Genomic DNA, 26690 nt, shown 5'->3' with positions numbered 1-26690 from the left:
CGACGCCGTGACGGCCGCGGTCGCCGCGGCCGAGGAGCGGTTCGGACGCCTCGACGTCGTGTTCCTCAACGCCGGGATCACGGCCGGACAGTCGGGCATCGAGGGCCTCGACCTCGAGGGCTACCGGCGGATCATGGGCGTCAACGTCGACCACATCGTGTTCGGCCTGACCGCGGCCGTGCCCGCGCTGCGCCGCGCCGGCGGGGGCCACATCGTCGCGACGTCGTCGCTGGCGGGGCTGACCGGCATGCCCGGCGACGCGCTCTACACGCTGAGCAAGCACGCCGTGGTCGGCTACGTGCGTTCCGCGGCCCCGACGCTCGCCGCAGAGGGCATCCGCGTCAACGCCGTGTGCCCCGGCTTCGCCGACACGCCGCTCATCGCCCACGCCAAGGATCAGTTCGGCGACTTCCCGTTGCTCACGGCGCAGGAGGTGGCCGATGCCCTCGAGGGCATCCTCGACCGCGCCGAGCCGGGCGAGTGCTGGTTCGTGCAGCCCGGTCGCGAGCCCGGGCCGTACGGGTTCCGCGGGGTCCCCGGTCCGAAGGGCAGCACGCCTCCGCCCGCCGTGAGCTGGGAGGCGCACTGATGCTGGGGTGGCAGGTCCATGAGCTCGGCGAACCCGCCGACGTCCTGACGTGGGGCGAGATCCCCGATCCCGAGCCGAGGCCGGGCCAGGTGCTGGTGCGGGTGGCCGCCGTGGCCTGCAACTTCCCGGACATCCTGGTGTGCCAGGGGAAGTACCAGGAGAAGCCCCCGCTGCCCTTCACCCCCGGCCTGGAGATCGCAGGCGAGGTCGTCGCGGTAGGGGAGGGTGCGGCCGCGAAGGTGGGCGACCGGGTGCTCGGCACGCCGCCCATGGGCCGCGGCGGGTACGCCGAGCTGGCCGTCCTCGACGCCGAGTCCACGCTGCCGTGGCCCGAGGGCATGACGCCGGGCCAGGCCGCGGGCATGTTCGTCACGTACCAGACGGGCATCTGCGCGTTGGAGCACCGCGGCCGGCTGCAGCCGGGCGAGACGCTGCTCGTGCACGCCGCGGCCGGCGGCGTCGGCTCCGCGGCCGTACAGATCGGCAAGGCCATGGGTGCGCGCGTGATCGGCACCGCGGGCGGGCCGGAGAAGTGCGCCGTGGTCAAGGGGCTCGGCGCCGACGAGGTGATCGACTACTCGTCGGAGGACCTGGTGGCCCGCGTCAAGGAGATCACCGGGCCGGCGAAACCGGGACGGGGTGGCGCCGACGTGATCTTCGATCCGGTGGGCGGCGACATCTTCGACGCCTCGCGCAAGGTCGTGGCGTTCGAGGGCCGGATCCTCGTCATCGGGTTCGTCTCCGGCCGCTTCGCCGACGCGCCCACCAACCACGTGCTCGTCAAGAACTACGAGGTCACCGGCGTGCACTGGGGCTTCTACCGGACGATGAAGCCCGAGCTGATCCCGCGGTGGCAGCAGCGCCTCGACGACCTGTGGGCGGCCGGGAAGATCGATCCGCTGGTCGGTGTGGAGCTGCCGCTGCGCGAGGCGCCCGAGGCACTGCGCCGGCTGGGGTCGCGGGGCACCACCGGCAAGGTCGTGCTCGTGCCGTGAGGAGGGGCCCGCCTCGGCGGGAGACGCGGGCGAGGTACCCACCGACCGGGGACGATCATGTGGCCCCTACGGAGCGGATTTCAGATCGAGAGCTCGGGGAGCATCTGCTTGCTGCGCCTGCGGCGCAGCCACACCTTGCGCACCCCGCCCGGGTACAGGCGGACCCGGGAGAGCTCCCAGCCACCGAACTCGGCCTGGATCGCCAGGCGCACGGCTGCTGTCATGCGGGACACGTCACCGGGAAGATGAACGGGGCGGTACTCCCAGTCGCCCTCGAACCACCCCCCGGGGGCCCGATTCCCGTCGACGTCTCCCTCGACCGCGCCGGTCGTGCTGCCGTGTGCCACCGGCTCACCTCCCACCGTTCGACAACTGGCCTTCCACCCTAGGCGCGCGCAGAGACCGCTGCCAGGTCCCGCCCGAGACCACATCGTGCGGGCTCGACGGGAGAGCGCTTGCCCCATTCTCCGCGGGGACGTGGTCGTCAGGCCGCCGGAAGGCCTGATTCCTGCTCGGACCTTCCTGCTCGGACGCGGAGGGCGCCTCGACCGAGGCCCCCACTACGTCGGGAGGCTGACGTCGTCCAGGGCGGCGCGGATCTCCGCGGGGAGCGTCACCGACTCCGTCGCCATCGACGCGGTGAGCTGCGCCGCGTCCCGCGCGCCGACCACGGCGGCCGCGACGCCGGGCCGGTCGCGCACCCACGACAGGGCGACGGCGAGCGGCGAGGTGCCCAGCCCGTCGGCGGCGGTGAGCACCGCCTGCACGATCCGCGCCGAGCGCTCGTTGCGCCGCGCCTCCACGTAGGGCGCGTGGGCGGGGGAGGCTGCGCGCGAGTCGGCCGGGATGCCGTCGGCGTACTTCCCGGTGAGGACACCGCGGCCGAGCGGGGCCCAGGCCAGCAGCCCGACCCCGTGGTGGGTGGCGGCCGGGAGCAGCTCGGTCTCGGCGTGACGGGAGAGCAGGGAGTACTCCACCTGCGCCGACACGGGCACGGTGACGGCGCCCAGCGCCCGGCCCCGTTCGGCGACGGTGGCGAGCTGCCAGCCGCGCGGAGCCACCATGCCGGCGTAGCGGGCACGGCCCGACATCACGGCCACCTGCACCGCGGACAGGGTCTCCTCCAGCGGCACGGTGGCGTCGAAGCCGGGGAGCTGCCAGAGGTCGAGGTGGTCGGTGCCGAGGCGCTTGAGCGTGGCGTCGAGGCCGGCCAGCAGGGCGCCGCGGGCGGCGCCGTCACCGAGCGGGCCGCCGGGCAGCGTGCCGCGTCCGGCCAGCACCAGGTAGTCGCGGGGCACGCTCGCGGCCATCACCTCGCCCAGCACCTGCTGCGCCGCGCCGTCGCCGTAGCCGTCCGCGGTCTCGACGAGGGTGCCCCCGGCGTCGACGAACGAGGTGAGCTGGGCCGTGGCGCCCTCGACGTCCGTGCCGGCGTCGGTGTCGCCCCACGTCATGGTGCCCAGGCCGATCCGCGACACCTCCAGCCCGCTGGATCCCACCCGCCGCCGCTGCACGCCGAGAGCCTATTGCCAGGACGGTCGCGCACCCCCGGTACGGTCCCCGCGTGAGTTGGCTGGAAGTTCTGGTTCTGGGTGTTGTGCAGGGATTGACCGAGTTTCTGCCGATCTCCTCGTCGGCCCACCTGCGGATCGTCTCGGGGGTGTTCTTCGGCAACGACCCGGGCGCGGCCTTCACGGCGGTCAGCCAGCTCGGCACCGAAGCGGCGGTGATCCTCTACTTCGCGAAGGACATCGGGCACCTCGTCGTGGTGTGGTTCCGCGGGTTCCGCACGCCGATGGTGCGCATCACGGCCGACTACAAGATCGCCTGGCTGGTGATCATCGGCACGATCCCGATCGCGATCCTGGGCGTGCTGTTCAAGAACCAGATCGAGACCGTGGCCCGCAACCTGTGGCTCATCGCCACGACGATGGTCGTCTTCGGCATCCTGCTCGGGCTCGCCGAACGGGTCGGCAGGCAGCGCACCGAGCTGACCGGGATGAAGCCCGCCGACGGCGTGATCCTCGGCTTCGCACAGGCGCTGGCGCTCATTCCCGGGGTGTCGCGCTCGGGCGGCACCATCACCGCGGGCCTGTTCCTCGGCCTGACGCGCACCGCGGCCGTGCGGTACTCGTTCCTGCTCGCGATCCCCGCGGTGGTCGCCGCCGGCCTGTTCACGCTGCCCGACATCGGCGCGGGCGACGGCCCGAGCGGCATCCAGATGGCCGTGGCCACCGTGATCGCGTTCGTCGTCGGCTACGCGGTGATCGCCTGGCTGCTGCGGTTCGTCGCGCGGCACAGCGTCTACGCGTTCGTCTGGTACCGCATCGCGCTGGGCGCGCTGCTGTTCGTCGCGCTGGGCTCCGGCTGGATCTCCGCCACCTGAGTGACGAACATGTTCGTCCTACGCTGAGGCCATGAGCGACGCACCTGTCAGCCGCCGCCAGCGCCCGGCCAAGCCCGCGCTGAGCCGCGAGGCCATCGTCGGCGCGGCCGTCGCGCTGCTGCGCACAGAGGGCCTGGAGCGGCTGACGATGCGCAGGCTGGCGGCGGTGCTCGACACCGGCCCCGCCTCCCTCTACGTCTACGTCCGCAACACCGAGGCGCTGCACGCCGCGGTGCTCGACGAGTTGCTCGGCACCGTGGACCTCGACGGAGGCGACCTCGAGGGCGAGGGCTCGTGGCGGGAGCGCCTCCACGCGCTGCTGACGTCCTACACCGCGGTGCTGGTCGCGTTCCCGAGCGTGGCGCGGCTGTCGGTCTTCACGCGCCCCTCCGGCCCGAACTACCTGCGGCTGCTCGACACGCTCCTGGGTCTGCTCGCCGAGGGCGGGCTGGGCCCGAAGCAGTGCGCCTGGGGCGTCGACCTGCTCCTGCTCCACGCCACCACCATCGCGGCCGAGCACGGCACCCGCCGTGAGCGCCCGGGCGCCGAGGAGGAGGACTCCGACCTCGTCGCCGCTCTGGCCTCGGTGTCCGCCGACACCCACCCGCAGCTGTACCGGGCCGTGCACCGCGGGCCGGACGGCATCACGGGTGGTACCGGTGCCGACCGGTTCGCCTGGGCCGTCGACGTCCTGCTCGACGGGTTCCTCGCGTCCGCGGGGCAGGACGCGTGAGACCCGGAGCCGCAGCCGCCGGCCCGACGGTGACACCGTCGCCGTCCGGTGGGGCCACGTAGGCTCGCTGACCGTGACCACCCTGATCCTGCTCCGCCACGGCCGCTCCTCGGCCAACGTCGCCGGCGTGCTGGCCGGCCGCACCCCCGGCGTCGAGCTCGACGAGAAGGGGCGGGAGCAGGCCGAGAAGGTCGTGGAGCGCCTCGCGGGTGTGCCGATCTCGGAGATCGTGTGCTCGCCGATGCTGCGCTGCGAGCAGACCGTGGCGCCGCTGGCGAAGGACCGCGGGCTCACCCCCGTCATCGAGGACGACCTGGCCGAGGTCGACTACGGCAGCTGGACGGGCGGCGAGCTGAAGAACCTGTCCAAGGAGCCGCTGTGGAAGGTCGTGCAGGCGCACCCGTCCGCCGCGGTGTTCCCCGACGGCGAGGGGCTCGCGGGCATGCAGGCCCGCGCCGTGGCCGCCGTCCGCCGCCACGACGTGCGGATCGCCGCCGAGCACGGTCCCCGGGCCGTCTGGCTCGCGTGCAGCCACGGCGACGTCATCAAGGCGGTGCTGGCCGACGCGCTCGCGTCCCACCTGGACAACTTCCAGCGGATCATGGTCGACACCTGCTCGATCAGCGTCATCCACTACACCGAGACCCGCCCCTTCGTCGAGCGCGTCAACGACCCGGGTGGCGACGTGGCCGGCCTGATCCCGCCGAAGCCCAAGCGGCGCCGCAAGCCGGCCGCGCGCAGCTCCGACGCAGTGGTCGGCGGGGCCACCGGAGCGTGAGCCGGTGCACGGCCGTGCCGCACCGCCGTGAGTGGCCTACTCTGGACAGCGCCATGTCACGCGTCATCCATGTCTTCCGCCAGCCCGAGCGCTTCGTCGCCGGGACCGTCGGCGAGCCCGGCGACCGCTCGTTCTACCTCCAGGCGATCGAAGAGGCCCGCACGATCAGTGTCCTGCTGGAGAAGCAGCAGGTCACCGTGCTCGCCGAGCGCATCGCCGCGCTCCTCACCGAGGTGTCGCGCCGGTTCGGCGCGGGCGTCCCCGACGAGGTCGGCAGCGATCTCGACCCCCTGTCGGTGCCGCTGGAGGAGGAGTTCCGCGTCGGCACGATGGGGCTGGGCTGGGATTCGGACTCCAAGTCCATCGTGGTGGAGCTCCTCGCGGTCACCGAGGAGGAGGTCGACGAGTCGGTCGTGCTCGACGACACGGAGGAGGGCCCCGACGCCCTGCGCGTCTTCCTCTCCCCGGAGCAGGCGAAGGCGTTCGCCGACCGCGCCGAGAAGGTCGTCTCGGCCGGCCGTGCCCCGTGCCCGCTGTGCGCGGAGCCGCTGGACCCGGAGGGTCACGTCTGCGTGCGCCTCAACGGGTACCACCAGAGGTCCACGGTCGCGGACTGAGCCGGTACGTGGACCCTCGGGATCCGGCTGTGCCGGAGCTGCTGCGGCGCGGCCGCATCGACATCACCGGACGCCTGGTCGACGCGTCCAACGCCACCCTCTTCGGCACGGTCAGCGCCGACGGCGTCGCGGTCAAGTGCGTCTACAAGCCGGTGCGCGGTGAGCGCCCGCTGTGGGACTTCCCCGACGGCACGCTCGCAGGCCGCGAGATGTCGGCGTTCCTGGTGTCCGAGGCCGCGGGGTTCGACGTCGTCCCCCCCACCGTCCTGCGCGAGGACGGGCCGTTCGGACCCGGGATGATGCAGGTCTGGGTGGACACCGACGACGAGCGTGAGTTCGTGGACGTCTGCTCGCCGAAGAAGGTGCCGCAGGGCTGGATCGGGGTGCTGCGCGCCCGCGGCGACCGAGGCGAGCCCGCCGTCCTCGTCCACGCCGACACGCCGGCGCTGCGCCGGATGGCCGCGTTCGACGTGGTGGTCAACAACGCCGACCGCAAGGGTGGCCACGTGCTCGCCGGCACCGATGGCAACCTGTACGGCGTCGACCACGGCCTGACGATGCACGTCGAGGACAAGCTGCGCACGGTGCTGTGGGGCTGGGTCGGGCAGCCGCTGCCCGGCGACGTCGTCGAGGCGCTGGAGAAGCTGCGCACCGAGCTCGACGGCACCTTCATCGACGTGCTGGGGGAGCACATCACGCGCCGCGAGACCCGCACGCTCTCCGCTCGGGTCGACGCCCTGCTGGCCGACCCGCGCTACCCGGAGCCGACGGGCTACGGGCCGGCCATCCCCTGGCCCGCGTTCTAGCCGGCGCCCCCTACTCGCCAGCCGGCGCCCATCAGCTGGAGCGCGATGCCGTCGGGGTCGCGGAACCCGAGCGGGAAGCCCATGCCCGATGTCCTCGACCGGCTCGTGGGCGACGCCGAGCAGGCTGCCGCCGGGCACCTGGTGGATCACGCCGCCGAAGAGGAACCAGAGCTGGTCCTGGGTGGCCTCGTCGGCGTCGGCGGGCAGCTCGAAGGCCACGGGGAAGCCGAGGACGTCGTGATCACGGTTGAGTCACTGTCCCGCCCAATACTTCAACACTCATGCTTCGTGCGTTAGGTTCTTGAGTGTTCAAGCTCGGCGCCGCCGGGCTCCCAGCATGGAGAACCTCATGAACATCGTCGCCTGGATCCTGCAGATCGTGCTCGCCGTGGCCTTCCTGGCCGCGGGCGGCATGAAGCTCGCCCGGCCGAAGCCCGCGCTCGTCAGCGCCGGCATGGGCTACGCCGAGGACTACACCGACAGCAATATCAAGCTCATCGGCGCCATCGAGGTGATCGGCGCCATCGGCCTGATCGTGCCGTGGCTGACGGGCATCGCGCCGATCCTCACCCCGATCGCCGCGATCGGCCTGGCGCTGGTGATGGCAGGGGCGGTCGTCGTGCACATCCGACGCAAGGAGCAGTTCGTCCCGCCGCTCGTGCTGGGCGTGCTCGCGCTGGTCGTCGCGGTTCTCCGGTTCGCCTCCTAGGCTCCTCCCATGACGGTCTCTCCGATGCCGGCGGCGTTCATCGGGCACGGCAGCCCGATGAACGCCCTCGAGCACAACCGCTACACCGAGTCCTGGCGGGCGCTGGGCGCCGCGCTGCCGAAGCCCCGCGCGGTCCTGGTGATCTCCGCGCACTGGTACATCAACGCCACGGCCGTCACCGCGATGCCGAAACCGCGCACGATCCACGACTTCTACGGCTTCCCACAGGACCTGTTCGACGTCGAGTACCCCGCCCCGGGCGCGCCGGAGATCGCTGACGAGGTGTCGGAGATCGCCAAGCCGACCTGGGTCGGGCACGACTCCGACAGCTGGGGCATCGACCACGGCACCTGGTCGGTGCTCACGCACATGTTCCCCGACGCCGACATCCCGGTCGTGCAGCTGTCGATCAACGCGATGAAGCCGTTCGACTACCACGTGGAGCTGGGTGCCAAGCTCGCCCCGCTGCGCGAGAGCGGCGTGATGGTGGTGGGTAGCGGCAACGTCGTGCACAACCTCGGCGGAGTCGACTTCTCCCGGCCCGATCTGGGTTTCGACTGGGCGCAGCGCTTCGACGAGCTCGCCAAGGAGCACATGACGAGCAACCCGGACGAGGTGCTGCGGCTGCCGGAGTCACGCGACTTCGAGGTGGCCGTGCCCACGCCGGACCACTTCATCCCGCTGCTCTACCTCGCCGGCCTCGGCGCGGCGGCCCACCGTCCGGCCGACGTCCTCGTGGACGGCTACGCCTACGGCTCGCTGTCGATGACGGCGTACACGCTGGACCTCCCGGCCCACCCCGAGCACGGGAGTGGTCCCGCCGGGTCGGTGCCGCCCGGGATCCCGCCGGACGGCACCAACATCTAGAGCCGTCGCGTGTCAGCGGCCGTACGACTCGAACCAGGCGCGGTCGATCCACGGCGGCAGGTGCGGCGGCACGGTCATCGCCGTGGTCTCCCCTCGGAACGTCACGGTCGTGCTCCCGTCGTCGCGCACGCGGACCCGGATGTCCTCCAGGTTGTGCGGCTCGCCCGGGTCGGTGCCCAGCGTGGTGGCGATGAACGCACGCATCGGCGCGGAGTGGGTGGCCACCACGACCATGAGGTTCTCCGCCGTGTCGTCGCGCGCCTCGGCGATCCCGCGCCAGAACCGGTGCGCGGCCACGTGCGGGGGCTCGAAGTACAGCGTCGGGTTGTGCAGCCAGTACCCGATCGGGGTGCCCGCCGCCGCGGCCTCCTGGTAGTCGCTGTCGAACCGGTCGTACTCGCGGGCCCAGTCCGGCAGCTCCTCGTCGCCGAGGGTGAGCCGTTCGATGATCGCGGCGGAGGTGTCGACACCCTCGCCGTGCAACGAGTAACGCAGGTTGTCGAACCACGGCTCCGGGTGCAGCGGGCCCAGGTCCACGCCGTCGGCGAGGCCGTCCACCAGCGCCGCGCGCACCGTCACCGCCGTCGCGATCGCGCGTGCCGTGCGGGCGTGCGGCATCCGGACCGTGGTGCCCGGCTTGATCTCCGCCGCCAGCGCGGTGCCGCGGTCGGTGGCCTGCTGTTCACCGCGGGGCGTGAGCCCCAGATCGCCGTCGTAGCCGATCGTCTCGCCGTGCCGCAGCAGCACGACCTCGTACTCACCCACGCTGTGTCCTCCCTCGCTCGACCCTGCGCACGCTACGGCGCGGACAGGCGCGTCGAGCCCAACCGTTCTGTTTCACGGAACGGCATTCCGGAACGTGAGCCGCGCTGTCCTGTCTCGGCGGGGCCGGGTGGTCGCCTGGGCCTGTCGGTACCACCCTCGGGCCGAGCCGACATCGGCGCGCGGTACTAGCGTCGGGTACGGGACGTCCGCACCGGACGGACACCTCGAGGGAGGCAGCAGTGAAGATCGGTCTGCACGTCGCGAACTTCACCTACCCAAGCGGGCCCGCCGGGCTCGCCGACGACCTGACGCGCATCGTCGTCGCCGCCGAGGAGGCGGGCTTCGGGCGGGTCAGCGTCATGGACCACCTGTGGCAGATCAGGCCCGTCGGCCCGGTCGACAGCGACATGCTCGAGGCCTACACCACCCTGGGCTACATCGCCGCCCGCACGTCGAAGGTCGAGCTGCTGGCCTGGGTCACGGCCGTCACCTACCGCGAACCCGGCATGCTCGCGAAGATCGTGTCCACCCTGGACGTGCTCTCGAAGGGCCGGGCGTGGCTCGGCATCGGCGCGGCCTGGAACCGCGAGGAGGCCGAGGGGCTCGGCCTGTTCTTCCCGCCCACCGCCGAGCGCTTCGAGCGGCTGGAGGAGACGCTGCAGATCTGTCGGCAGATGTGGAGCGACTCCGATGCGCCCTACGAGGGCAAGCACTACCGGCTCGGCCGCACGCTCAACGTGCCGCAGCCGCTGCGCACCCCGCCGATCCTCATCGGCGGCGGCGGCGAGAAGAAGACACTGCGGCTCGTCGCCCAGTACGCGCAGGCCTGCAACCTGTTCGGCGGGCCGGACGTGGAGCACAAGCTCGACGTCCTTCGCGGGCACTGCGAGGCCGTCGGCCGTGACTACGACGAGATCGAGAAGACCGTGATGGTCACCCTCGACCCCGGCGAGAACGGTGAGAAGATCGGCGAGCTCCAGTCGATGCTGCAGGGCTTCGCGGCGCTGGGCGTGCAGGAGGCGCACGGCATCGTGCCGAAGGTCTGGGAGACCGAGCGGCTCGCCCTGATCGGCAAGGAGATCGTGCCCGCCGCGGCCGAGATGTAGAGGTCAGACGGTTCCGACCGCGCGGCTGGTGTCGAACATCTCGTCGAGCGTCACCGGCGTCAGCTGCCGGTCGTGGATCAGGGCCAGGAGCTGGTCGAACAGGCCGAGCACCGTCGGGTGGTTGGCGTGGCCGAGCATGATCACGCCCGGCTTCATGTACTTCCGGGCCTCGCTCATGAGGAACTCCGGCGTGACGGTCTCGGAGTCGGAGTAGGAGCCGTTCCACATCACGGCGCGGGTATAGCCGAGCTCGCCGGCGATCCCGTCCACCGTCGCGTTGTGGAAGCCGAACGGCGGCCGGTAGTAGGGGCGCGTCGTGATGCCGAATTTCTGCTGCACCCACTCGTCGTTGCGCTCCAGCTCCTCTCGGACCTTCGCGGCCGGCAGCTTGCGCAGGTCCTTGTGGGAGAACGTGTGGTTCATGACCTGGACCTGGCCCGCCGCCACGAGCGGGCGCAGCGCCTCGGCGTGCGGCTGCCACTCGTGGGCGTAGGTGCCGTTCGGGCTGAACGTGAGGTGCGTGCCGGTGCGCACGGCGAAGTCGGCGTAGCCCGCGACGCAGTGGGCGCACGTGCCGTCGTCGACGGTGAGGACGATGCGCCCGCCCTCGGTGGGGCCGCTGAAGAGCACCTTCGACGCCCCCGGCGTCGCGGCGGGCACCGGCGGCAGGGGCGGCACGGGCGCCACGGGGGCCGGGGTAGGGGAGCCGGGCGCGGAGGCGTGGGACGCGCACCCGCTCAGGACGGCGGCCGCGCCGACACCGAGCAGACCCAGGAACAGCCTCCGCGAGGCACAGCGATGACGCACGGCGCGACGCTATCCCGAGGCCCACCCCGGGCCTCTCACCGGCGGATTTCCGCGGATCGGGCCTGTTGTCCGGTAGGCGTGTCGCTGACCGGTTCGGGTGGCTGGAGATGGGCAACCGCACGATCGGATGCGCAGGGCGCGGAGATGTCGGTAGCGTCGCCCGCGCCACCCGTGACGACGAGGGAGAACCATGAGCAAGCCTGCGAGCGAATCATCGGCGCAGCGTGAAGCCGGACAGAGTCGCATCGGGGTCACCGGGCTGGCGGTGATGGGGGCCAACCTGGCCCGCAACATCGCCTCGCGCGGCGTGCCGATCGCCGTGCACAACCGCACGACGGCGCGCACCAAGGAGTTCATGGAGGAGCACGGCCACGAGGGCGCGTTCACGGGCGCGGAGACGCTCGAGGAGTTCGTCGCCGCGCTGGAGAAGCCGCGCCGGATCATCGTGATGGTCAAGGCAGGCAAGCCGGTGGACGGCGTGATCGCCGACCTCACGCCGCTGCTCGACGAGGGCGACGTCATCATCGACGCCGGCAACTCGCATTTCCCCGACACCGTGCGCCGCACCGAGGAGTGCGCCGCCCACGGCCTGCGCTTCATGGGCATCGGCGTGTCCGGCGGCGAGGAGGGCGCGCTGCTCGGGCCGAGCATCATGCCCGGCGGCGACCCGTCCGCCTACGCGGAGGTCGAGGAGATCCTCACGAGCATCGCGGCCGTCGTCGACGGCACCCCGTGCTGCGTCCACGTCGGGCCGGGCGGGGCCGGGCACTACGTGAAGATGGTGCACAACGGCATCGAGTACGCCGACATCCAGCTCATCGCCGAGGCCTACGACCTGCTCACCCACGTCGCGGGCCTGGACGCACCGGCCATCGCGGCGATCTTCGAGGAGTGGAACACCGGCGACCTCGAGTCGTTCCTCATCGAGATCACGGCGAAGGTGCTCGCGAAGACCGACGCGAAGACCGGTGGCCCGTTGGTGGACGTGATCGTCGACCAGGCCGAGCAGAAGGGCACAGGCACCTGGACCGCGATCGACGCCCTCGAGCTGGGCATCCCGCTCACCGGCATCACGGAGGCGGTGTTCGCCCGCGGTCTGTCCGCGCTGCGCGACGAGCGCAAGGCCGCGTCCACCACGCTCGGCGGCCCGACGCCCGGCGCCGGTGAGAACCCCGAGAGCCTCGTCGAGGACATCCGCCAGGCGCTCTACGCCAGCAAGGTCGTGGCGTACGCGCAGGGCTTCGCGCAGATGCGCGCGGCGTCCGAGGCGAACGACTGGGACCTCGACCTCGGTGCCATGGCCACCATCTGGCGTGGCGGCTGCATCATCCGCGCACAGTTCCTCAACCGGATCCGCGACGCCTACGCCGAGCACGGCGACATCGAGAACCTGCTGATGGTGCCGTACTTCACCGAGGCCGTCGCCGACGCGCAGGACGCGTGGCGACGCGTCGTCGTGACGGCCACCGAGCAGGGCGTGGCGATCCCGGCGTTCTCCAGCTCGCTCTCCTACTACGACGGCTACCGCCGCGAGCGCGGCCCGGCCAACCTCATCCAGGGCCTGCGCGACTTCTTCGGCGCCCACACCTACCGCCGCACCGACGCCGAGGGCGCGTTCCACACCCGCTGGAGCCAGGACGGCACGGAGGTCCGCACCGACGGCTAGACGGGACCCTCGATCGCGGCCTGGACCGCGGCCAGGATCGGGCCCGGCCGGGCCGGTACCGCGACGCCGCTCACGAAGACGCTGGGCGTCCCCGCGATCCCGCGCTCGGTGGCCCGCTGGGTGACGTACGGCGGCCACGGCAGGTAGGTGCCCTTGCGGATCGTCTCGGCGAACTGCTTGTCGGTGATGCCGATCTCCTGTCCGAGCTCGACGAGCTGACCGTCGGTGAGGCCGGGGCCGCCCTCGGGCGGCTGGTTCGCGAACAGGGTCCGGGCGTACTCGTGGAACATGCCGGCGTCCGACGCCGCCCCGGAGGCCGCTGCGGCGCGCGTCGAGTACCCCGTGGTGGAGACGGCGTCGAGGAAGTCCATCGGGTGCCGGACGAAGCCGATGAGCCGTTCCTCGAGCAGCCGGTCCAGGGTCGGCCCGGCCATCAGCTCGAACTGCTTGCAGAAGGGGCAGGCGAAGTCGATGTAGGCCTCGACCTCCACCGGTCCGGCGCCGACGACGATGCCGTCCCCCGCGGGGGTGGCACCGCGCGGGACCGGTGGGGCGGCTGGGTTCGCAGTCATGACGACGATGCTGCTCGGGGCGGCTCCACCCGTCTTCGGTCCGCCGAGGCGAGGTGCGGCTCCGCCGTTCGCCCTCGGGGAACAGTGCGGTCAGGGCTCGGGCGCCACGAGGTCCGGGAGGTCGCGCTCGTCACCGACCGTCGTCTCGTCGCCGTGCCCGGGCAGGACGCGCGTCTCCGGCGGGAGCCCCAGCACCCGCTCGCGCAGTGACCGGGTGATCTGCGGGTATCTGCTCAGCGTCCGGTCCGTGCGCAGCGGGCCGCCCTTGAGCAGCATGTCGCCGGTGAACACGACGTCGAGCGCGGGCACGTACAGACACACCGAGCCGGGCGTGTGGCCCGGGGTGTGCAGCACCCGGACCTTGACGTGTGCGACGGCGATCTCCTCGTCGTTCGGGAGGTCCTCGTCGGGCCCGTGGCCGGCGTGGACCTCGTTCCAGAGGGGATGGTCGGCCTCGTTCAGCATGATCGGCGCCCCGACCGCGTCCGCGAGCGCGACGGCCTGGTCCGCGTGATGGCGGTGCGCGTGCGTGCACGCGACCCCGACCACCCGCCGGTCTCCGACCGCGGCCCGGATCGGCGCGGGGTCGTGCGCGGCGTCGACGACGAGGACCTGCTCGTCGTCGCCGAGCAGCCAGGTGCTGGTCTCGACGGTCCGCGGCCCGTCGTCGGTCGTCACGGTCGCGGAGGTGACCACTCGGTCGATGCGCGGGAGCACGGTGCCTCCTTCTCGGTCAGCCGGTCCGGGCGGCGCCCAGCAGGGGGCGGTACCCGTCCGGCAGCTGAACGATGATGTCGAAGAACTCGTCGCCGACGATCGGGCGCAGCGTGGCGAACACCGCGGGGATGCGTCGTGCGGCCTCGTCCAGCGGCAGGCCGGTCCGCCGCGCGACCCGGATGACGAACTCCTCGGGCCCCATCCGGCGGGACTGCTCGTCGGCGTCGCGGCCACGGTGCAGCGGGGCGTGCAGGGCCACGGGCAGGCGTGCCGCGAGGTCGTCGGAGTCGCCCGGGGCGATGCGCTCGGCGAGCGTCTCGAGCACCGCCGCGATGAGCGTGCGTGCGGCGTCGTGGTCGATCCCGGCCTTCGCGGCGACCGCGCCGACGACGGGTTCGAGAGACGGCACGAAGGCGTCAGCGTCGAGCAGAGCGGCGTAGTGCTTCCCGAGCTGGGCGCGGACATCCTCGTACTCGTCGGGCCCGACCGCCTGGCGCAGCGCGGTGAACACGGCCCGGGCGTGCCGCTCCGCGGTGAGCGTGTCGGTGCCCTCCCGCTCGGCGACGCGGCGCAGGAACTCCTCCGGAGGGAAGCGCTCGGGGCTGCCCGGTGACCAGACGTACGCCTGCAGCTCCGGCGGAAGGCTCTGCAGCACGTCAGCGGCCTCGCCGCGGCTCACGTGCTGGCCCAGCACCGTGAGGACGGCCTCGGACGCGCGCTCGGCGGCGTCCTGGTCGGTGTCCGCGATCCGGGCGACCATGGTCAGGAACTGCTCGTAGGTCATGGGGCTCCTCGTGCGTCAGCGCCGGCCGGCGATCCGGTCCCAGGCCCGGCGCAGCCCGGCCTCGAGCCTGGTCTCGGGACCGCGTGGATGGTCGTCCCGACGCGGAGGGCCGGGGTCGCCGGGCTCGTGCAGGTCGTCGACGGTGACCCCCAGCAGCACCGCGCACTCGTGGAGCTCGGCTATCTGGTCGCGATCGGCGTAGAGGTCCCGTCCGGGCAGCGGGTGGGTGTGCACGACGACGCCGTGGAAGAGGTCGAGGTCGAGGTCGGCGATCACCTGGTCGACCACCCCGATCCGCCGGCGTTCGCGGTCGAGGACGGGGGTGCCCTCGGCGAGCGCGAGGTAGGCGATCGGACGTCCGAGGTCCGCGACGTCCTCCTGCACACCGGGTGCCGCGTTGCGTTCCACGCCCGCCATCCTCGGAGCGCCCGGAGCCCGGGCACATCGGCACGGGACGGCCAACCACAGCCCGTCCGGTCGGTCCGCCAGGCCGGGTCACACCCGGTCCGGTTCCTACGGGCGGCGCGACCCGCTCACGGGAGGAACACGTGGTCCGCCGGGTCCAGCGTCGCCGTGGCCTTCTCGTAGTCGCGCATGTAGCGGGGCCAGTTGGTGATGATCCGGCCCTCCTCGTCGCGGTACCAGGAGTCGCAGCGCGTCCAGGCCGTGCCGGTGAAGCCGGCCTGGACGGCGGCGTCGCTCGCGGCCTCGGTCTCCTGGCGCACGTCGATCGCCGACGCGCCACGCTCGCGCACCTGCGTGAGCGCCAGGCGCAGGTAGCGCGCCTGGGCCTCGAGGAAGAAGATGATCGACCCGCCCGAGGTGTTGGTGTTCGGGCCGTACATCACGAACAGCGACGGGAAGCCCGGCACCGTCATGCCCAGGTGGGCGTGCGGGCCCTTCGCCCACACGTCGGCGAGCGACCGCCCTCCGGTGCCCGTGATCGCCATCGGGAACATGAAGTCGCGGGTCGCGAAGCCGGTGGCCCAGATGATCGTGTCGACCTCGTGGTGCCCGCCCTCGGCGTCCTGCACGCCGGTGGGGGTGATCCGCGTGATCGGTGCGGTGACGACGTCGACGTTCGGCCGCTGCAGCGCGGGCAGGTACGTGGAGCTGAACAGCACGCGCTTGCAGCCGAACGTGTAGTCGGGCCAGATCTTCCGGCGCAGCTCGGGGTCCTTGAGCTGGGAGCGCATGAACGCCGAGGACAGCGCGCGGCCGAGCCTCCCGAGCCGGTCGGGGTTGCGGATCATCGCCGTGAGCAGCTCGAGGTACTGGGTGAGGTAGCGGCGCCGGTAGGCCTGGAGGCCGGGGACGTGCTTGATCGCGGCGCGGACGGCTGCGGGGTAGGGGCGGTTGCGCCGCGGCATGAACCAGTTGCCGGTGCGCTGGAAGACCGTCATGCGCGCGACGTCGGGCGCGATGGCGGGCACGAACTGCACGGCGCTCGCCCCCGTGCCGATCACCGCCACCCGCTTGCCGCGCAGGTCGTGGTCGTGGTCCCAGCGGGCGGAGTGGAACGTGTGGCCGGTGAACGTGCCGGCGCCCTCGATGCTGGGCGTCACCGGCCGGTTGAGCTGGCCGGTGGCGATCACCACGGCGTAGGCGTCGAAGGTGCGGCCGTCGGCGGCCGTGACCGTCCAGCGGCGCGCGGCGTCGTCCCAGGCGCAGGACGTCACCGTGGTGTTCGGCACGATCCGCCGGTCGACGCCGTAGGAGTGGGCGACGTCGCGCAGGTAGTCGAGGATCTCGGCCTGCGGGGAGCACAGCCGTGACCAGTCGCGGCGCTGCGCGAACGAGAACGAGTACTTGTGGCTGGGCACGTCGCACGCCGCGCCGGGATAGGTGTTGTGGAACCACGTGCCGCCCAGCTCGGGCGCCGCGTCGAGGATCGTGATGTCGGTGAAGCCGTGGGACTGGAGCTCGATGGCCGCGGCGATCCCGCCGAACCCGGCGCCGACGATGACGATGTTCCCCGCGCTGGTCACAGCGTGACCTTAGGGCGAGCTGGGCCGATCGGACCAGTCGGTGATGGTGCAAACGGTCGCTTGTGAGGGCCTGCACGAGCCGGTCGAGGCCGTCCACCGGCTCACCTCGGGGCCCTGTTCGGCGCGGGCCATCCTGTCGGCGCCAACGGGGTGCGGATGCTGAACGACGCAGTGGCGGGTGGTCGGGGACGTATCGGGCAGCCTCTCGCGTCCGGCCGTGTGATCGGTGAAGGTGGACAGATGCCCGATGACGTGCAGACCGCCGCGCCCGACCACCTCACCGCCCACGCCGCCACCACCCCGGACAAGCCCGCGGTGATCGACCCGGACGGGCCCACGGTCACCTTCGCCGAGCTGGAGGCGCGGGCCAACCGCCTGGCCCACGGGTTGCTGAAGCTGGGCCTGGGCGCGGGCGACCGGATCGTCTGGTGCGGGCCCAACAGCCTCGAGGTGCTCGTCGTGCTGCACGCGGCGCGCAAGATCGGGCTGGTGGCGGTGCCGCTGGCCTACCGCTTCACCTCCGACGAGATGCGCTACGTCATCGCCGACAGCGGCGCGGTCGTCGTGCTCGTCGATGCCGAGCAGGCCGGACGGGTGGCGGCGGTGCGCGCCGATCTGCCGGACGTCCGCGAGGTGGTGGTGTTCCGCGGCGACCCCTTCGACGGGGCCCTCGCCTGGGACGACGTCCTCGCGGGTGGTTCGGAGGACCCGCCGCTCCCGCCGGGGGAGGGCGGCGGCCAGATGATCTACACCTCGGGCACGACAGGCAAGCCGAAGGGAGCGCTGCGCACCCGGGTGGACCCCGCGATCACCGCGGCGCTGGTGGCGACCCTGCGGCTGCGCGCCGGCGAGGAGGTGCACCTGACCACCGGGCCGGTCTACCACTCGGGCCCGCTGTCGTGGGCCACGCTCACCCACGCCCTCGGCGGCACGATCGTGATCATGCGCAGCTTCGAGGCCGGGCGCTGGCTCGACCTCGTGCGCGAGTACCGCGTCACCAACACCTTCACCGCGCCCACGCCGCTCAAGCGGATCGTGGCGCTGCCGCCCGAGGCGTTGGCCCGCGCCGATGTCTCCTCGATGCGATCGCTGGTGGTCAACGCCGCGCCCGTGCCGTACGCGCTCAAGGTGGAGATCGCGGAGAAGCTGGGGGAGGGGTTCCTCTTCGAGATCTACGGCTCCACCGAGCTGGGCGTGGACGCGGTGATGCCGCCCGAGGAGCAGCTGGGCAGGCCGGGCTCGTGCGGACGGGCGCTGCCGGGCGTCGAGCTGCGGGTCGTCGGGCCCGACGGCGAGCCGCTGCCGGCGGGCGAGCCCGGGGAGCTGCAGGTGCGGTCGCCGATCACGTTCGCGGGCTATCACGGCAGGGAGCCGCTCGGGGACGGGTGGAAGTCGGTCGGCGACGTCGCCCACCTCGACGCCGAGGGCTACCTCTACATCCGCGACCGCGGCAGCGACCTGGTGATCACCGGCGGCATGAACGTCTACCCGGCCGAGGTGGAGGCCGTGCTGCACGCCCACCCCGACGTCATGGACGCCGCGGTGTTCGGCCTGCCGTCCGACGAGTGGGGCCAGACCGTGCACGCCGTGGTGGTGCCACGCCGCGGCCGGGAGATCGACGTCGCCGTGCTCGAGGCGCACGTCGCCGAGCACCTCGCGCGCTACAAGCACCCGCGGAGCTGGCAGGTGCGCGACGCGCTGCCGCGCACCGACTCGGGCAAGCTGCTCAAGCGGGTGCTGCGCGACGAGCACACCCCTGACCGGGGGGTTTCCGGGTAAAGGAATTCCCACGTCGGGGCGCACAGTAGGGTCCGCGCCCGTGAGCACCCATCGACGCGCGGAGCTGTCCCGGCGTGCCTTCCTCGCCGCCGTCCCGGTGGCCGCGGTGGGGGCCTGCGCGGCACCGGCCCCCGCGGCCTCCCCGGTGACTACCACCCCCGTTCCGGAGGCCACGACGGCCGCGGCCGCCGCTGCTCCCACGACCACGGCGCCGTTCACCGGCATCGCCACGGAGTTCGTGCACGCCACGTCGGGTCGTCCCGAGGTGGCGCTGACGTTCCACGGAGCCGGTGACCTCGACCTCGCCACGAAGGTCCTCACCGGCTTCTCCGACCGGGGCGCCGCCGTCACCGTGCTGGCGATCGGCACGTGGCTGCAGCAGTACCCGGACGCCGTCAAGGTCGTCACGGACCACGGCCACGAGCTGGGCAACCACACGTGGTCACACCCCGACCTGACCACGCTGAGCGTGTCGGGGGTCCGGGCCGAGATCGAGCGCTGCCGCGACCGGCTCGCCGCGCTGACGGGGTCGCCGGGCGACTTCTTCCGGCCGTCGGCGGCGCAGCACGCGACGAAGGAGGTGCTGGAGCTCGCAGGTGCGGCCGGCTACCGGCACGTGCTGTCCTACGACGTCGACTCCCGCGACTTCACCGACCCCGGCGCCGCCGCGATCCGCCGCAACCTCCGCGCGGCCGTCGCGGGCGACGTCGTGAGCATGCACCTGGGCCACCCCGGCACGCTCGAGGCGCTCCCCGGCCTGCTCGACGACCTGGCCGCCCGCGGCCTCAAGCCGGTCACCGCCGGCCGACTGTTCGCCTGAGAGGGACCGCCGTGCCACTGCCCTTCCGTCGCGCAGCGCTGCTCGGCATCGCCCTCGTGCTGCTCGCGGGCTGCTCGGGAGCCCCCGACAGCGGCGCCTCCGGCGTCACGACCCCGGTGCCGGTCATCACCGGGGCCGCGCCCGCCCCCGCCCCAGCCCCCGGCGTCCCGCTGCCCGGCATGCCTCCGGTGACCGACCCGCACGACATCTACGCCGACGCCGGGGCGAACATGCTCTCGGACGCAGCCAAGGCGGCCAAGCCGCTTGTCTACGTGCCGCACACCAAGTCGGGCGACGTGTGGGTGATCGACCCGGCGACGTTCGCGGTGGTGGGCAGGTACCGGCTCGGCGGCGAGCTGCAGCACGTCATCCCGTCCTACGACATGACCACGCTGTACGCGAGCGACGACACCACGAACAAGCTCACGCCGTTCGACCCGAAGACGGGCAAGCCGGGCGCGAACATCCCCGTGGTCGACCCCTACAACATGTACTTCACGCCCGACGGGAAGTCGGCGATCTCGGTGGCCGAGGAGCGCAAGCGCCTCGTGTTCTACGACCCGCACACATGGAAGGTGCAGAGCACCCTGCTGGTGCCCGACTGCGCGGGCATAGACCACGCCGACTTCATGCCCGATGGGCGCACGGCCGTGTTCACCTGCGAGTTCGCCGGCCGGGTCGCCGTGATCGACACCGTGAACCGCAAGCTCCTGCGCACGATCGACATGCCCGTTCGCCACTTCGTCATGGGCCCGCAGGACATCAAGCTCGCCCCGGACGGGTCGGTGTTCTACATCGCCGACAGCCAGGAGGGCGGTGTGTGGGTGCTCGACGGCGCCGCGACCAAGGTCCTGCGCGAGATCCCGACCGGGCTCGGGGCGCACGGGCTCTACATGTCGCGCGACGCGAAGCGGCTGTTCGTCACCGACCGCAAGGAGGGTGCCGTCAGCGTGCTCGACGCCTACACGGGCGCGGTCCTGACGAAGTGGAAGATCCCCGGCGGTGGCAGCCCCGACATGGGTAACGTGACCGCCGACGGAAGCCAGCTGTGGCTCTCGGGCCGCTACAACAACGTCGTCTACGTGCTCTCGACCGTCGACGGCCATCTGATCAAGGAGATCCCCGTGGGTAAGGGCCCGCACGGCCTCTGCGTGTGGCCTCAGCCGGGCCGCTACTCGCTGGGACACACCGGGATCACGCGATGACCGAGGGCCGCGGGGGCGAGCTGCTGTTCAAGATCGCGCTCGCGGTCAAGGGGCTCGACGGCGCGATCGAGCTGATCGGCGCGATCGTGCTGCTGCTCATCCCGACGGCCACGGTGCAGGCGCTGATCAACGACGTGATCTCCCGCGATCTGCTCGGGCCGCCGGACGGCTCGCTGGCCACGCACTTCGTGTCCGGCACGGCCGATTTCGTGTCGGGCAACAGGACGTTCGCTGTGCTCTACCTCGGCCTGCACGGCATCGTGAAGCTCGTCCTGGTGGCCGCGATGCTGCGCCGGATCCGGCCGGCCTACCCGGTGGCCGTGGTGGTGCTCGGCGCGTTCGTGGTCTATGAGATATACCGCGCCACGCAGACCGGGTCGGTACTGCTGCCGTTCCTCGCCGCACTCGACGTGGCGATCATCGTGCTGATCATCCGTGAGTACCGGAACCTGCCGGCCACCCAGGCCGGCCCAGGACGCTGACGGCCCGGGCCACCACGAGCCGGCGGGCGGTCATCGCGCGAACCCAGGGGGGAGCCGCTCAGGCCGCTGGGGCGGCCAGCAGCGCGGCCACCTCGTGGGCGGCGGCGCGGCCTGCCCGGTCGGCGCCGATCGTGCTCGCGCTGGGGCCGTAGCCCACGAGGTGGATGCGCGGGTCGGCCGGCACGCGGGTGCCGTCCATCGCGATGCCTCCACCCGGTCCCCGCAGGCCCAGCGGGGCGAGGTGGCCCAGGGCCGCCCGCCAGCCGGTGGCCCAGAGGATCACGTCGGCGGGCTCGGACGTGCCGTCGGCCCAGACCACGCGGTCGGGCTCGATGCGGTCGAACATCGGCCGCCGGTCGAGCACCCCGGCCTCCTGCGCGGCCCGCACGGCCGGTGTCAGCGCCAGCCCCGTCGCCCCCACCACGCTCTGCGGCGGCAGGCCCGCGCGCACCCGCTCGTCCACCCGCGCGACGGCGGCGCGCCCGGCCTCGGCGTCGAACGGCCCGTCGCGGAACACCGGGGGCCGCCGGGTCACCCACGTCGTGGCCGCGGCCACGGGCGCGATCTCCAGCAGCAGCTGGACCGCCGACGTCCCGCCGCCGACCACCACCACGCGCTGTCCGGCGAACTCGTCGGCTCCCCGTACTGCGCCGGGTGCAGCTGGCGGCCGCGGAAGGTCTCCTGGCCCGGGTAGCTCGGCCGGAAGGGTCGGGTCCACGTGCCGGTCGCGTTGATGAGGGCGCGGGCGCGCCAGGTGCCACGGTCGGTCTCGACGAGCAGGTCGGGGGCGGCGTCGCGGACGGCGGAGACGTGCACGGGGCGCAGGACCCGGAGGTCGAACGTGCGCTCGTAGTCGGCGAAGTAGGCGGGTACCACCTCGGCGGCGGGCCGCGTCGGGTCGTCCGGGTCGAACGGCAGGCCCGGGAGGCCGTGGATGCGGTGGGTGGTGTCCACCCGCAGCGTCGGCCAGCGGTGACGCCACGCCCCGCCGGGACCGTCCTCGCCGTCGAGCACCACCAACCCGGAGCCGGGCTCGAACCCCGCCCGGCGCAGGCCGTACGCGGCCGAGAGCCCGGCCTGCCCGGCCCCGATCACCACCACGTCCGCGCGCACACCGGGCTCAACGCGGGCGCCCCGCCCCCCTTCCGCGGCGTTGATCACCCGGGCTGGGAGGCCTCGGGTCAGTGGGATGCGGGTGTGCGGGCCGGGAGGGGTGTGGCGGCGAAGCGCTCGGTCCATGCCGCGACGTCCGCGGCGGTGACGTTGCCGCCACAGACCACCAGACCCAGGTGGGCGTCCGGGCCCACGTGGTCCAGCACCTGCATCGCGGCCGGCACCAGGCACCCGGCCGCGGGCTCGGCCCACACCTTGGCCTCCTCGGCGAGGGTGAGGCTGCCGCGCACGGCGTCGGCGTCGGGGACGACTAGCACGTCCTCCACCAGCGCGCGGACGTGCTCGAGCGTCAGCGTCGAGACGTACGGGGCGCTGAGCGTGCTCACGATCGACGTGGGCGTCATCGGCACCGGCGCGCCCGCGGCCAGAGCACGGGTCATCGCGTCGGCACCCTCGGTCTCCGCACCCCACACCCGCACGTGCGGCGCGAGGGCGTGGAACGCCGACGCGACGCCCGCGATGAGCCCGCCGCCCCCGATGCTGACGAGCACGTCGGTGACCTCGGGCGCGTCAGCGGCGAACTCCAGCCCGACCGTGCCCTGCCCGGCGATCACCACCGCGTCGTCGAACGGGTGCACGAGCGTGCTCCCGGCGGCCACCAGCTCGTCCATCAGCGCGAACGCGCCGGGCATGTCCGGGGTCAGCCGGACGTCGGCGCCCGAGGCGCGCGCCGCCGCGGCCGCCCGTGCCGGCGCGGACTCCGGCATGACGACGGTGGCGGTGATGCCCAGCGCACCGGCGGCGTCGGCGAGCGCAGTGGCGTGGTTGCCGCCGCTGACCGCCACGACCCCGGCCGCGCGCTCGGCCGCCGACAGCCCGAGCAGCTTGTGGAACGCGCCGCGCGCCTTGAAGGAACCGGTGCGCTGCAACAGTTCCAGCTTGACCGTGACCGGGATGCCGAGGTGCGCCGTCAGCCCGGGGGAGACCACGGCCGGGGTGCGCACCACGTGCCCGGCGATGGCGGCGGCCGCCGCGCGGATGTCCTCGATGTCGATCAGAGAGCCCACACGGCCACGGTAGTCGGGCATCTCGTCGTATCTCGGGCGCCCGGCCCCGCTCCTCCTGACGAGCATCCCTCGCACAGGAAGAAGGACGGCCATGGCGCGCGACCTCACCGCGGAGCCCCTGTTCCCGACCGACGAGATCCAGGGCGACATCCTCGTCGGCCTGCTGAAGAAGTCCGAGAAGCTGGTGTTCTTCCGCATCGTCGACTCCGCCGCATTCGCAGCGTTCCTGCACGACCTGCAGATCACCAGCATGCAGGACTGCCTCGACCAGCGGGCGGCGGTGGCGGCGTCGAAGGCGACCGGCAGCACCGCCCTGCTCTCGACCCCCGGCCTGAACGTGGCGTTCACCCAGGCCGGCCTGGCAGCGCTCGGCGTCGGCGGTCTCGATTCCGACTCGACGTTCGGCAAGGGCATGGCTGCGAGTGCCACCGACCTCGCCGACCCCGATCCCGCGACGTGGAAGGTCCTGCGACCGGGGGGCGATCCTGTGCACGGAGTGTTCCTCGTCGCCGGCGCGACCGAGGCCGAGGTCGACAACACGATCGCGTTGCGACTCGCCCCGGCCGGGGCCAACGGCTGGGACCACGTGGCCACCGAGGTCGGCACCGTGCGGCCGGAGCCGGTGGCGGGGCACGAGCACTTCGGCTACGCCGACGGTGTCTCGCAGCCGGCCGTGCGTGGTCGCATCGCCCCCGGGGCTGCCCTCGATCCCACGGTCGGCCCCGATCCCGACCAGGCCGAACCGGGCCGCGATCTGCTCTGGCCCGGTGAGTTCCTGTTCGGCTATCCGGCGCAGGATCCTGCCGCCGCCGACTTGACGATCAAGGGGCCCGTGCAGGAGCCGCCGATCCCGCTGATGGCCAACGGCGCGTTCCTGGTGTTCCGCCGGCTCGCGCAGAGGGTGCCCGAGTTCGATCTGTCGGTGAAGGAGGCGGCCGCGTCGCAGATCGACCCCGCGGCGTCGGACCCGGCGTCGGCCGACCTGCTCGGGGCGCAGATGGTCGGCCGGTGGAAGAGCGGTGCGGCGCTGATCAACGCTCCGCGCGCGGACGACCCGTCGACCGCCGACGGGACGCCCGACGTCAACGCCTTCGAATTCGACGGGGACCGCGAGGGCCTGGTCTGCCCGTGGGGGGCCCACATCCGCAAGGCCTATCCGCGCGACGACGTCCGGCACGACGTGGACCCGGCGCCGGGCGACGTCCCCCGGGCGGAGGCCTTCACCCAGACCCACCGCATGATGCGCCGTGGCATCGCCTTCGGGCCGGAGCTGAAGCAGGAGGAAGCGCTGACCGGGACGACGACGGAGGAGCGGGGGCTGCTGTTCGCCTGCTACGTGACCGATCTCTTCGACCAGTTCGAGTTCGTCCAGCGGTTCTGGATCAACGACGCCGACTTCGTCCAGCCCGAATCCGGTGTGGACCCGCTGATCGGCCAGGGGGCGAACGACGTGCTCCCGTTCCGGGGCGCGGCGCCGTTCTCCAAGAATCTCGGCCGCAAGCCGAACGTGAACCTCAACCGGTTCGTGCACATGGAGGGCGGCGAGTACTTCTTCGCCCCCTCGATCCCGGCGATCCGGTCGTTCAAGTAGGTGGCGGGCGCGGATATCGCGGCCAGGGGTCGCGATATCCGCGCAGGGGCGGCGGAGCGGCTACCGCAGCGGGACCACCTCGGGTGCCCCGAGGCGGGCCGAGTCGGCCGTCTCGTCGTCGGGCATCTTCTGGCTCTCGCGCTCGGCGTCGACCCGCTTGCCGTAGTGCTCCACCTCGCGCGCCACCTGCTCGTCGCTCCAGCCCAGGACGGGGGCGGCCAGCTTCGCGGCCTCCTCCATCACGCCCACGCCGCGGTCGAACGTCTCGATCGAGATGCGGGTGCGTCGGGCCAGGAGGTCGTCCAGGTGCCGGGCACCCTCGGCCTTCGCGGCGTAGACGATCTCGGCGCGCAGGTAGTCCGGTGCGCCGGCCAGCGGCTCACCGAGCGACGGGTCGTCCGCGACGAGGTCGAGCACCTCGTCGACCAGCGACCCGTACCGGCCGAGCAGGTGCTCGATCCGCGCCACGTGCAGCCCGTAGTGCTGGGCCAGCTGGTAGCGGTTGTTCTTCATGGCGTCGTAGCCCTCGGCGCCCAGCAGCGGCACGTTCTCCGTCACCGACACCGGCACCTTCGCGTCCAGGCCGTGCACCGCCGCGTCCACGGCGTCCTTGGCCATGATCCGGTAGGTGGTGTACTTCCCGCCCGCGACGACCACGAGCCCCGGCACGGTGTGGGCGACGGCGTGCTCGCGCGAGAGCTTGGACGTGGAGTCCGACTCGCCCGAGAGCAGCGGCCGCAGCCCGGCGTACACGCCCTCCACGTCGGCGTGCGTGAGCGGCTGCTCCAGCACGGCGTTGACGTGGTCGAGCAGGTAGTCGATGTCGGCGGCGGACGCGGCCGGGTGGGCCTTGTCGAGGCTCCAGTCGGTGTCGGTGGTGCCGATGATCCAGTGCCGGCCCCACGGGATGACGAAGAGCACGGACTTCTCGGTGCGCAGGATCAGCCCCGAGTCCCCCTGGATCCGGTCGCGCGGCACGACGAGGTGGATGCCCTTGCTGGCCCGGACCTTGAACTGGCCGCGCTCGCCGACCAGGCTCTGCGTCTCGTCGGTCCACACGCCGGTGGCGTTGATGACCTGCTTGGCGCGCACCCGGAAGGTGCGCCCCGACTCCTGGTCGTGCACCTCCGCGCCCGTGACGCGCTCGCCCTCGCGCAGCAGCGCGGTGACACGGGCCCGGTTGGCCACGTGCGCGCCGTACGCCGCGGCGGTGCGGGCGAGGAACATCGTGTGCCGGGCGTCGTCGACCTGCGCGTCGTAGTACTGCAGAGCGCCGACGAGGGAGTCCTTGCGCAGCGACGGGACGATCCGGCGGGCGCCGGTGCGTGTGAGGTGGCGGTGCAGCGGCAGCCCTGCGCGGTGGCCGCTGAGCCGGGCGAGCGTGTCGTAGAGCGCCACGCCGCTGCCCGCGTAGAGCCGCTCCCACACGTGGTGCTTGAGCGGGTAGATGAACGGCACGGGACGCACCAGGTGGGGGGCGAGCTTCTCGATCAGCAGCCCCCGCTCGGACAGTGCCTCGGCGACGAGCCGGAAGTCCAGCATCTCCAGGTAGCGCAGGCCACCGTGGATGAGCTTGCTGGAGCGGCTCGACGTTCCGGAGGCGAAGTCGCGGGCCTCGACGAGCCCGACGGTCAGGCCGCGGGTGGCGGCGTCGAGGGCGCTTCCCGCGCCCACGACCCCGCCCCCGACGACCAGCACGTCGAGTTCGGTCGACGCCATCGCCTCCAATGCGGCCTCACGGGCCTGCG

28 protein-coding genes and 1 pseudogene are annotated in these 26690 nt (G+C 72.5%); 17 read left to right on the top strand and 12 right to left on the bottom strand.

The genetic code is table 11. The features are described from left to right. Both JWR81_RS29520 and JWR81_RS29515 read left to right on the top strand, forming a co-directional pair. Nucleotides 1-589 (top strand): SDR family oxidoreductase (locus tag JWR81_RS29520; RefSeq protein WP_297660245.1); only part of this gene is annotated, 589 nt, incomplete at its 5' end. Next, on the top strand, nucleotides 589-1584 hold the full coding sequence (locus JWR81_RS29515) for an NADPH:quinone oxidoreductase family protein (RefSeq protein ID WP_297660242.1): 996 nt from the start codon (nucleotides 589-591) through the stop codon (nucleotides 1582-1584). The genes JWR81_RS29520 and JWR81_RS29515, both read left to right, overlap by 1 nt. 80 nt (nucleotides 1585-1664) lie before the next feature. Here JWR81_RS29515 and JWR81_RS29510 read toward each other — a convergent pair whose 3' ends face one another. Both JWR81_RS29510 and JWR81_RS29505 read right to left on the bottom strand, forming a co-directional pair. After that, nucleotides 1665-1931, bottom strand: a complete 267-nt coding sequence (locus JWR81_RS29510; protein WP_297660239.1) for a DUF5703 family protein — start codon at nucleotides 1929-1931, stop codon at nucleotides 1665-1667. A gap of 213 nt (nucleotides 1932-2144) precedes the next feature. Further along, entirely contained in the window at nucleotides 2145-3098 is a 954-nt protein-coding gene (locus tag JWR81_RS29505) for an aldo/keto reductase (RefSeq protein ID WP_297660236.1), read from the bottom strand. A 50-nt stretch (nucleotides 3099-3148) separates the two neighbouring features. On the opposite strand from JWR81_RS29505, the gene JWR81_RS29500 reads away from it, so the two are divergent. The 8 genes from JWR81_RS29500 (at nucleotide 3149) to ygiD (ending at nucleotide 8480) form a co-directional block, all read left to right on the top strand. After that, nucleotides 3149-3970: an undecaprenyl-diphosphate phosphatase gene (locus JWR81_RS29500; RefSeq protein ID WP_297660233.1), complete on the top strand. Its 822-nt coding sequence runs from the start codon at nucleotides 3149-3151 to the stop codon at nucleotides 3968-3970. A gap of 31 nt (nucleotides 3971-4001) precedes the next feature. Beyond that, nucleotides 4002-4703: a TetR/AcrR family transcriptional regulator gene (locus JWR81_RS29495; RefSeq protein WP_297660230.1), complete on the top strand. Its 702-nt coding sequence runs from the start codon at nucleotides 4002-4004 to the stop codon at nucleotides 4701-4703. A 73-nt stretch (nucleotides 4704-4776) separates the two neighbouring features. Further along, nucleotides 4777-5481: a histidine phosphatase family protein gene (locus JWR81_RS29490; protein ID WP_297660227.1), complete on the top strand. Its 705-nt coding sequence runs from the start codon at nucleotides 4777-4779 to the stop codon at nucleotides 5479-5481. Nucleotides 5482-5534: 53 nt separating this feature from the next. Then, nucleotides 5535-6098 (top strand): DUF3090 domain-containing protein, encoded by a 564-nt coding sequence (locus tag JWR81_RS29485; RefSeq protein WP_297660224.1) that lies wholly within the window; start codon nucleotides 5535-5537, stop codon nucleotides 6096-6098. 29 nt (nucleotides 6099-6127) lie between these two features. After that, nucleotides 6128-6904: an SCO1664 family protein gene (locus JWR81_RS29480; protein WP_297660221.1), complete on the top strand. Its 777-nt coding sequence runs from the start codon at nucleotides 6128-6130 to the stop codon at nucleotides 6902-6904. A gap of 81 nt (nucleotides 6905-6985) precedes the next feature. Next, a complete protein-coding gene (locus JWR81_RS29475) occupies nucleotides 6986-7201 on the top strand; it encodes a hypothetical protein (protein WP_297660218.1) in 216 nt (71 codons plus the stop codon). Between the two features lie 52 nt (nucleotides 7202-7253). Then, nucleotides 7254-7613: a DoxX family protein gene (locus tag JWR81_RS29470; protein WP_297660215.1), complete on the top strand. Its 360-nt coding sequence runs from the start codon at nucleotides 7254-7256 to the stop codon at nucleotides 7611-7613. A gap of 9 nt (nucleotides 7614-7622) precedes the next feature. After that, entirely contained in the window at nucleotides 7623-8480 is an 858-nt protein-coding gene (gene ygiD / locus JWR81_RS29465) for a 4,5-DOPA dioxygenase extradiol (RefSeq protein WP_297660212.1), read from the top strand. 12 nt (nucleotides 8481-8492) lie between these two features. Here the strand turns inward: ygiD and JWR81_RS29460 are convergent, their stop codons facing one another. Then, entirely contained in the window at nucleotides 8493-9245 is a 753-nt protein-coding gene (locus JWR81_RS29460) for a hypothetical protein (RefSeq protein WP_297660209.1), read from the bottom strand. A 239-nt stretch (nucleotides 9246-9484) separates the two neighbouring features. Between JWR81_RS29460 and JWR81_RS29455 the strand changes: the two genes are divergently transcribed. Continuing rightward, nucleotides 9485-10351: an LLM class F420-dependent oxidoreductase gene (locus JWR81_RS29455; protein ID WP_297660206.1), complete on the top strand. Its 867-nt coding sequence runs from the start codon at nucleotides 9485-9487 to the stop codon at nucleotides 10349-10351. Between the two features lie 3 nt (nucleotides 10352-10354). On the opposite strand, the gene JWR81_RS29450 is transcribed toward JWR81_RS29455, so the two are convergent. Further along, nucleotides 10355-11158 (bottom strand): polysaccharide deacetylase family protein, encoded by an 804-nt coding sequence (locus tag JWR81_RS29450; protein ID WP_297660203.1) that lies wholly within the window; start codon nucleotides 11156-11158, stop codon nucleotides 10355-10357. A 190-nt stretch (nucleotides 11159-11348) separates the two neighbouring features. On the opposite strand from JWR81_RS29450, the gene gndA reads away from it, so the two are divergent. Then, nucleotides 11349-12824 (top strand): NADP-dependent phosphogluconate dehydrogenase, encoded by a 1476-nt coding sequence (gndA, locus tag JWR81_RS29445; protein ID WP_297660200.1) that lies wholly within the window; start codon nucleotides 11349-11351, stop codon nucleotides 12822-12824. Here the strand turns inward: gndA and JWR81_RS29440 are convergent. The 5 genes from JWR81_RS29440 to JWR81_RS29420 form a co-directional block, all read right to left on the bottom strand. After that, nucleotides 12821-13396 carry a thioredoxin domain-containing protein gene (locus JWR81_RS29440; protein ID WP_297660197.1) on the bottom strand — a complete coding sequence of 192 codons (576 nt, stop codon included), beginning with the start codon at nucleotides 13394-13396 and terminating at the stop codon, nucleotides 12821-12823. The genes gndA and JWR81_RS29440 overlap by 4 nt on opposite strands. Nucleotides 13397-13486: 90 nt before the next feature. Beyond that, on the bottom strand, nucleotides 13487-14113 hold the full coding sequence (locus tag JWR81_RS29435; protein WP_297660194.1) for an MBL fold metallo-hydrolase: 627 nt from the start codon (nucleotides 14111-14113) through the stop codon (nucleotides 13487-13489). Nucleotides 14114-14129: 16 nt separating this feature from the next. Further along, nucleotides 14130-14897, bottom strand: coding sequence for a DUF2267 domain-containing protein (locus JWR81_RS29430; protein WP_297660192.1), 768 nt, complete (start codon nucleotides 14895-14897; stop codon nucleotides 14130-14132). Between the two features lie 15 nt (nucleotides 14898-14912). Further along, on the bottom strand, nucleotides 14913-15305 hold the full coding sequence (locus JWR81_RS29425; RefSeq protein ID WP_297660190.1) for a PRC-barrel domain containing protein: 393 nt from the start codon (nucleotides 15303-15305) through the stop codon (nucleotides 14913-14915). Nucleotides 15306-15430: 125 nt separating this feature from the next. Then, the gene (locus tag JWR81_RS29420; protein WP_297660188.1) at nucleotides 15431-16885 is read right to left on the bottom strand and encodes an NAD(P)/FAD-dependent oxidoreductase; all 1455 of its coding nucleotides are present in this window, start codon (nucleotides 16883-16885) and stop codon (nucleotides 15431-15433) included. 240 nt (nucleotides 16886-17125) lie between these two features. Between JWR81_RS29420 and JWR81_RS29415 the strand changes: the two genes are divergently transcribed. From JWR81_RS29415 to JWR81_RS29400, 4 genes are read left to right on the top strand one after another with little or no spacing between them, the layout of a single operon-like run. Continuing rightward, complete coding sequence (locus JWR81_RS29415; RefSeq protein WP_297660185.1) at nucleotides 17126-18664, top strand: class I adenylate-forming enzyme family protein; 1539 nt, start codon at nucleotides 17126-17128, stop codon at nucleotides 18662-18664. A gap of 40 nt (nucleotides 18665-18704) precedes the next feature. Next, on the top strand, nucleotides 18705-19484 hold the full coding sequence (locus tag JWR81_RS29410; RefSeq protein WP_297660182.1) for a polysaccharide deacetylase family protein: 780 nt from the start codon (nucleotides 18705-18707) through the stop codon (nucleotides 19482-19484). 11 nt (nucleotides 19485-19495) lie between these two features. Beyond that, entirely contained in the window at nucleotides 19496-20689 is a 1194-nt protein-coding gene (locus JWR81_RS29405) for a YncE family protein (RefSeq protein ID WP_297660180.1), read from the top strand. Then, nucleotides 20686-21171 (top strand): DUF2127 domain-containing protein, encoded by a 486-nt coding sequence (locus JWR81_RS29400; protein ID WP_297660177.1) that lies wholly within the window; start codon nucleotides 20686-20688, stop codon nucleotides 21169-21171. Before JWR81_RS29405 ends, JWR81_RS29400 begins: the two co-directional genes overlap by 4 nt. A gap of 58 nt (nucleotides 21172-21229) precedes the next feature. Here JWR81_RS29400 and JWR81_RS29395 read toward each other — a convergent pair. After that, nucleotides 21230-22284 (bottom strand): annotated as a pseudogene (locus JWR81_RS29395) (NAD(P)-binding domain-containing protein). 68 nt (nucleotides 22285-22352) lie between these two features. After that, the gene (locus JWR81_RS29390; RefSeq protein ID WP_297660174.1) at nucleotides 22353-23351 is read right to left on the bottom strand and encodes a pyridoxal-phosphate dependent enzyme; all 999 of its coding nucleotides are present in this window, start codon (nucleotides 23349-23351) and stop codon (nucleotides 22353-22355) included. Nucleotides 23352-23442: 91 nt separating this feature from the next. Here JWR81_RS29390 and JWR81_RS29385 point away from each other — a divergent pair, with 91 nt between their 5' ends. Beyond that, nucleotides 23443-24942, top strand: a complete 1500-nt coding sequence (locus tag JWR81_RS29385) for a Dyp-type peroxidase (RefSeq protein WP_297660171.1) — start codon at nucleotides 23443-23445, stop codon at nucleotides 24940-24942. 60 nt (nucleotides 24943-25002) lie between these two features. Here JWR81_RS29385 and JWR81_RS29380 read toward each other — a convergent pair whose 3' ends face one another. Continuing rightward, nucleotides 25003-26661: a glycerol-3-phosphate dehydrogenase/oxidase gene (locus JWR81_RS29380; RefSeq protein ID WP_297660248.1), complete on the bottom strand. Its 1659-nt coding sequence runs from the start codon at nucleotides 26659-26661 to the stop codon at nucleotides 25003-25005. Nucleotides 26662-26690 lie beyond the last annotated feature (29 nt).

Source organism: Pseudonocardia sp. (assembly GCF_025965585.1).
In the GTDB taxonomy this organism is placed as follows: Bacteria; Actinomycetota; Actinomycetes; order Mycobacteriales; family Pseudonocardiaceae; genus Pseudonocardia.
Note: the sequence above shows the minus strand (reverse complement) of the source record. Positions and strands in the feature narration are given on the sequence as shown.

What these genes read in the sequence shown, in the direction of transcription:
- JWR81_RS29515 (WP_297660242.1), top strand. Translation starts at nt 589, where the DNA reads ATGCTGGGGTGGCAGGTCCATGAGCTCGGCGAACCCGCCGACGTCCTG.
- JWR81_RS29495 (WP_297660230.1), top strand. Translation starts at nt 4,002, where the DNA reads ATGAGCGACGCACCTGTCAGCCGCCGCCAGCGCCCGGCCAAGCCCGCG.
- JWR81_RS29485 (WP_297660224.1), top strand. Translation starts at nt 5,535, where the DNA reads ATGTCACGCGTCATCCATGTCTTCCGCCAGCCCGAGCGCTTCGTCGCC.
- JWR81_RS29475 (WP_297660218.1), top strand. Translation starts at nt 6,986, where the DNA reads ATGCCCGATGTCCTCGACCGGCTCGTGGGCGACGCCGAGCAGGCTGCC.
- JWR81_RS29470 (WP_297660215.1), top strand. Translation starts at nt 7,254, where the DNA reads ATGAACATCGTCGCCTGGATCCTGCAGATCGTGCTCGCCGTGGCCTTC.
- ygiD (WP_297660212.1), top strand. Translation starts at nt 7,623, where the DNA reads ATGACGGTCTCTCCGATGCCGGCGGCGTTCATCGGGCACGGCAGCCCG.
- gndA (WP_297660200.1), top strand. Translation starts at nt 11,349, where the DNA reads ATGAGCAAGCCTGCGAGCGAATCATCGGCGCAGCGTGAAGCCGGACAG.
- JWR81_RS29440 (WP_297660197.1), bottom strand. Translation starts at nt 13,396, where the DNA reads ATGACTGCGAACCCAGCCGCCCCACCGGTCCCGCGCGGTGCCACCCCC.
- JWR81_RS29430 (WP_297660192.1), bottom strand. Translation starts at nt 14,897, where the DNA reads ATGACCTACGAGCAGTTCCTGACCATGGTCGCCCGGATCGCGGACACC.
- JWR81_RS29415 (WP_297660185.1), top strand. Translation starts at nt 17,126, where the DNA reads ATGCCCGATGACGTGCAGACCGCCGCGCCCGACCACCTCACCGCCCAC.
- JWR81_RS29400 (WP_297660177.1), top strand. Translation starts at nt 20,686, where the DNA reads ATGACCGAGGGCCGCGGGGGCGAGCTGCTGTTCAAGATCGCGCTCGCG.
- JWR81_RS29385 (WP_297660171.1), top strand. Translation starts at nt 23,443, where the DNA reads ATGGCGCGCGACCTCACCGCGGAGCCCCTGTTCCCGACCGACGAGATC.
- JWR81_RS29380 (WP_297660248.1), bottom strand. Translation starts at nt 26,661, where the DNA reads ATGGCGTCGACCGAACTCGACGTGCTGGTCGTCGGGGGCGGGGTCGTG.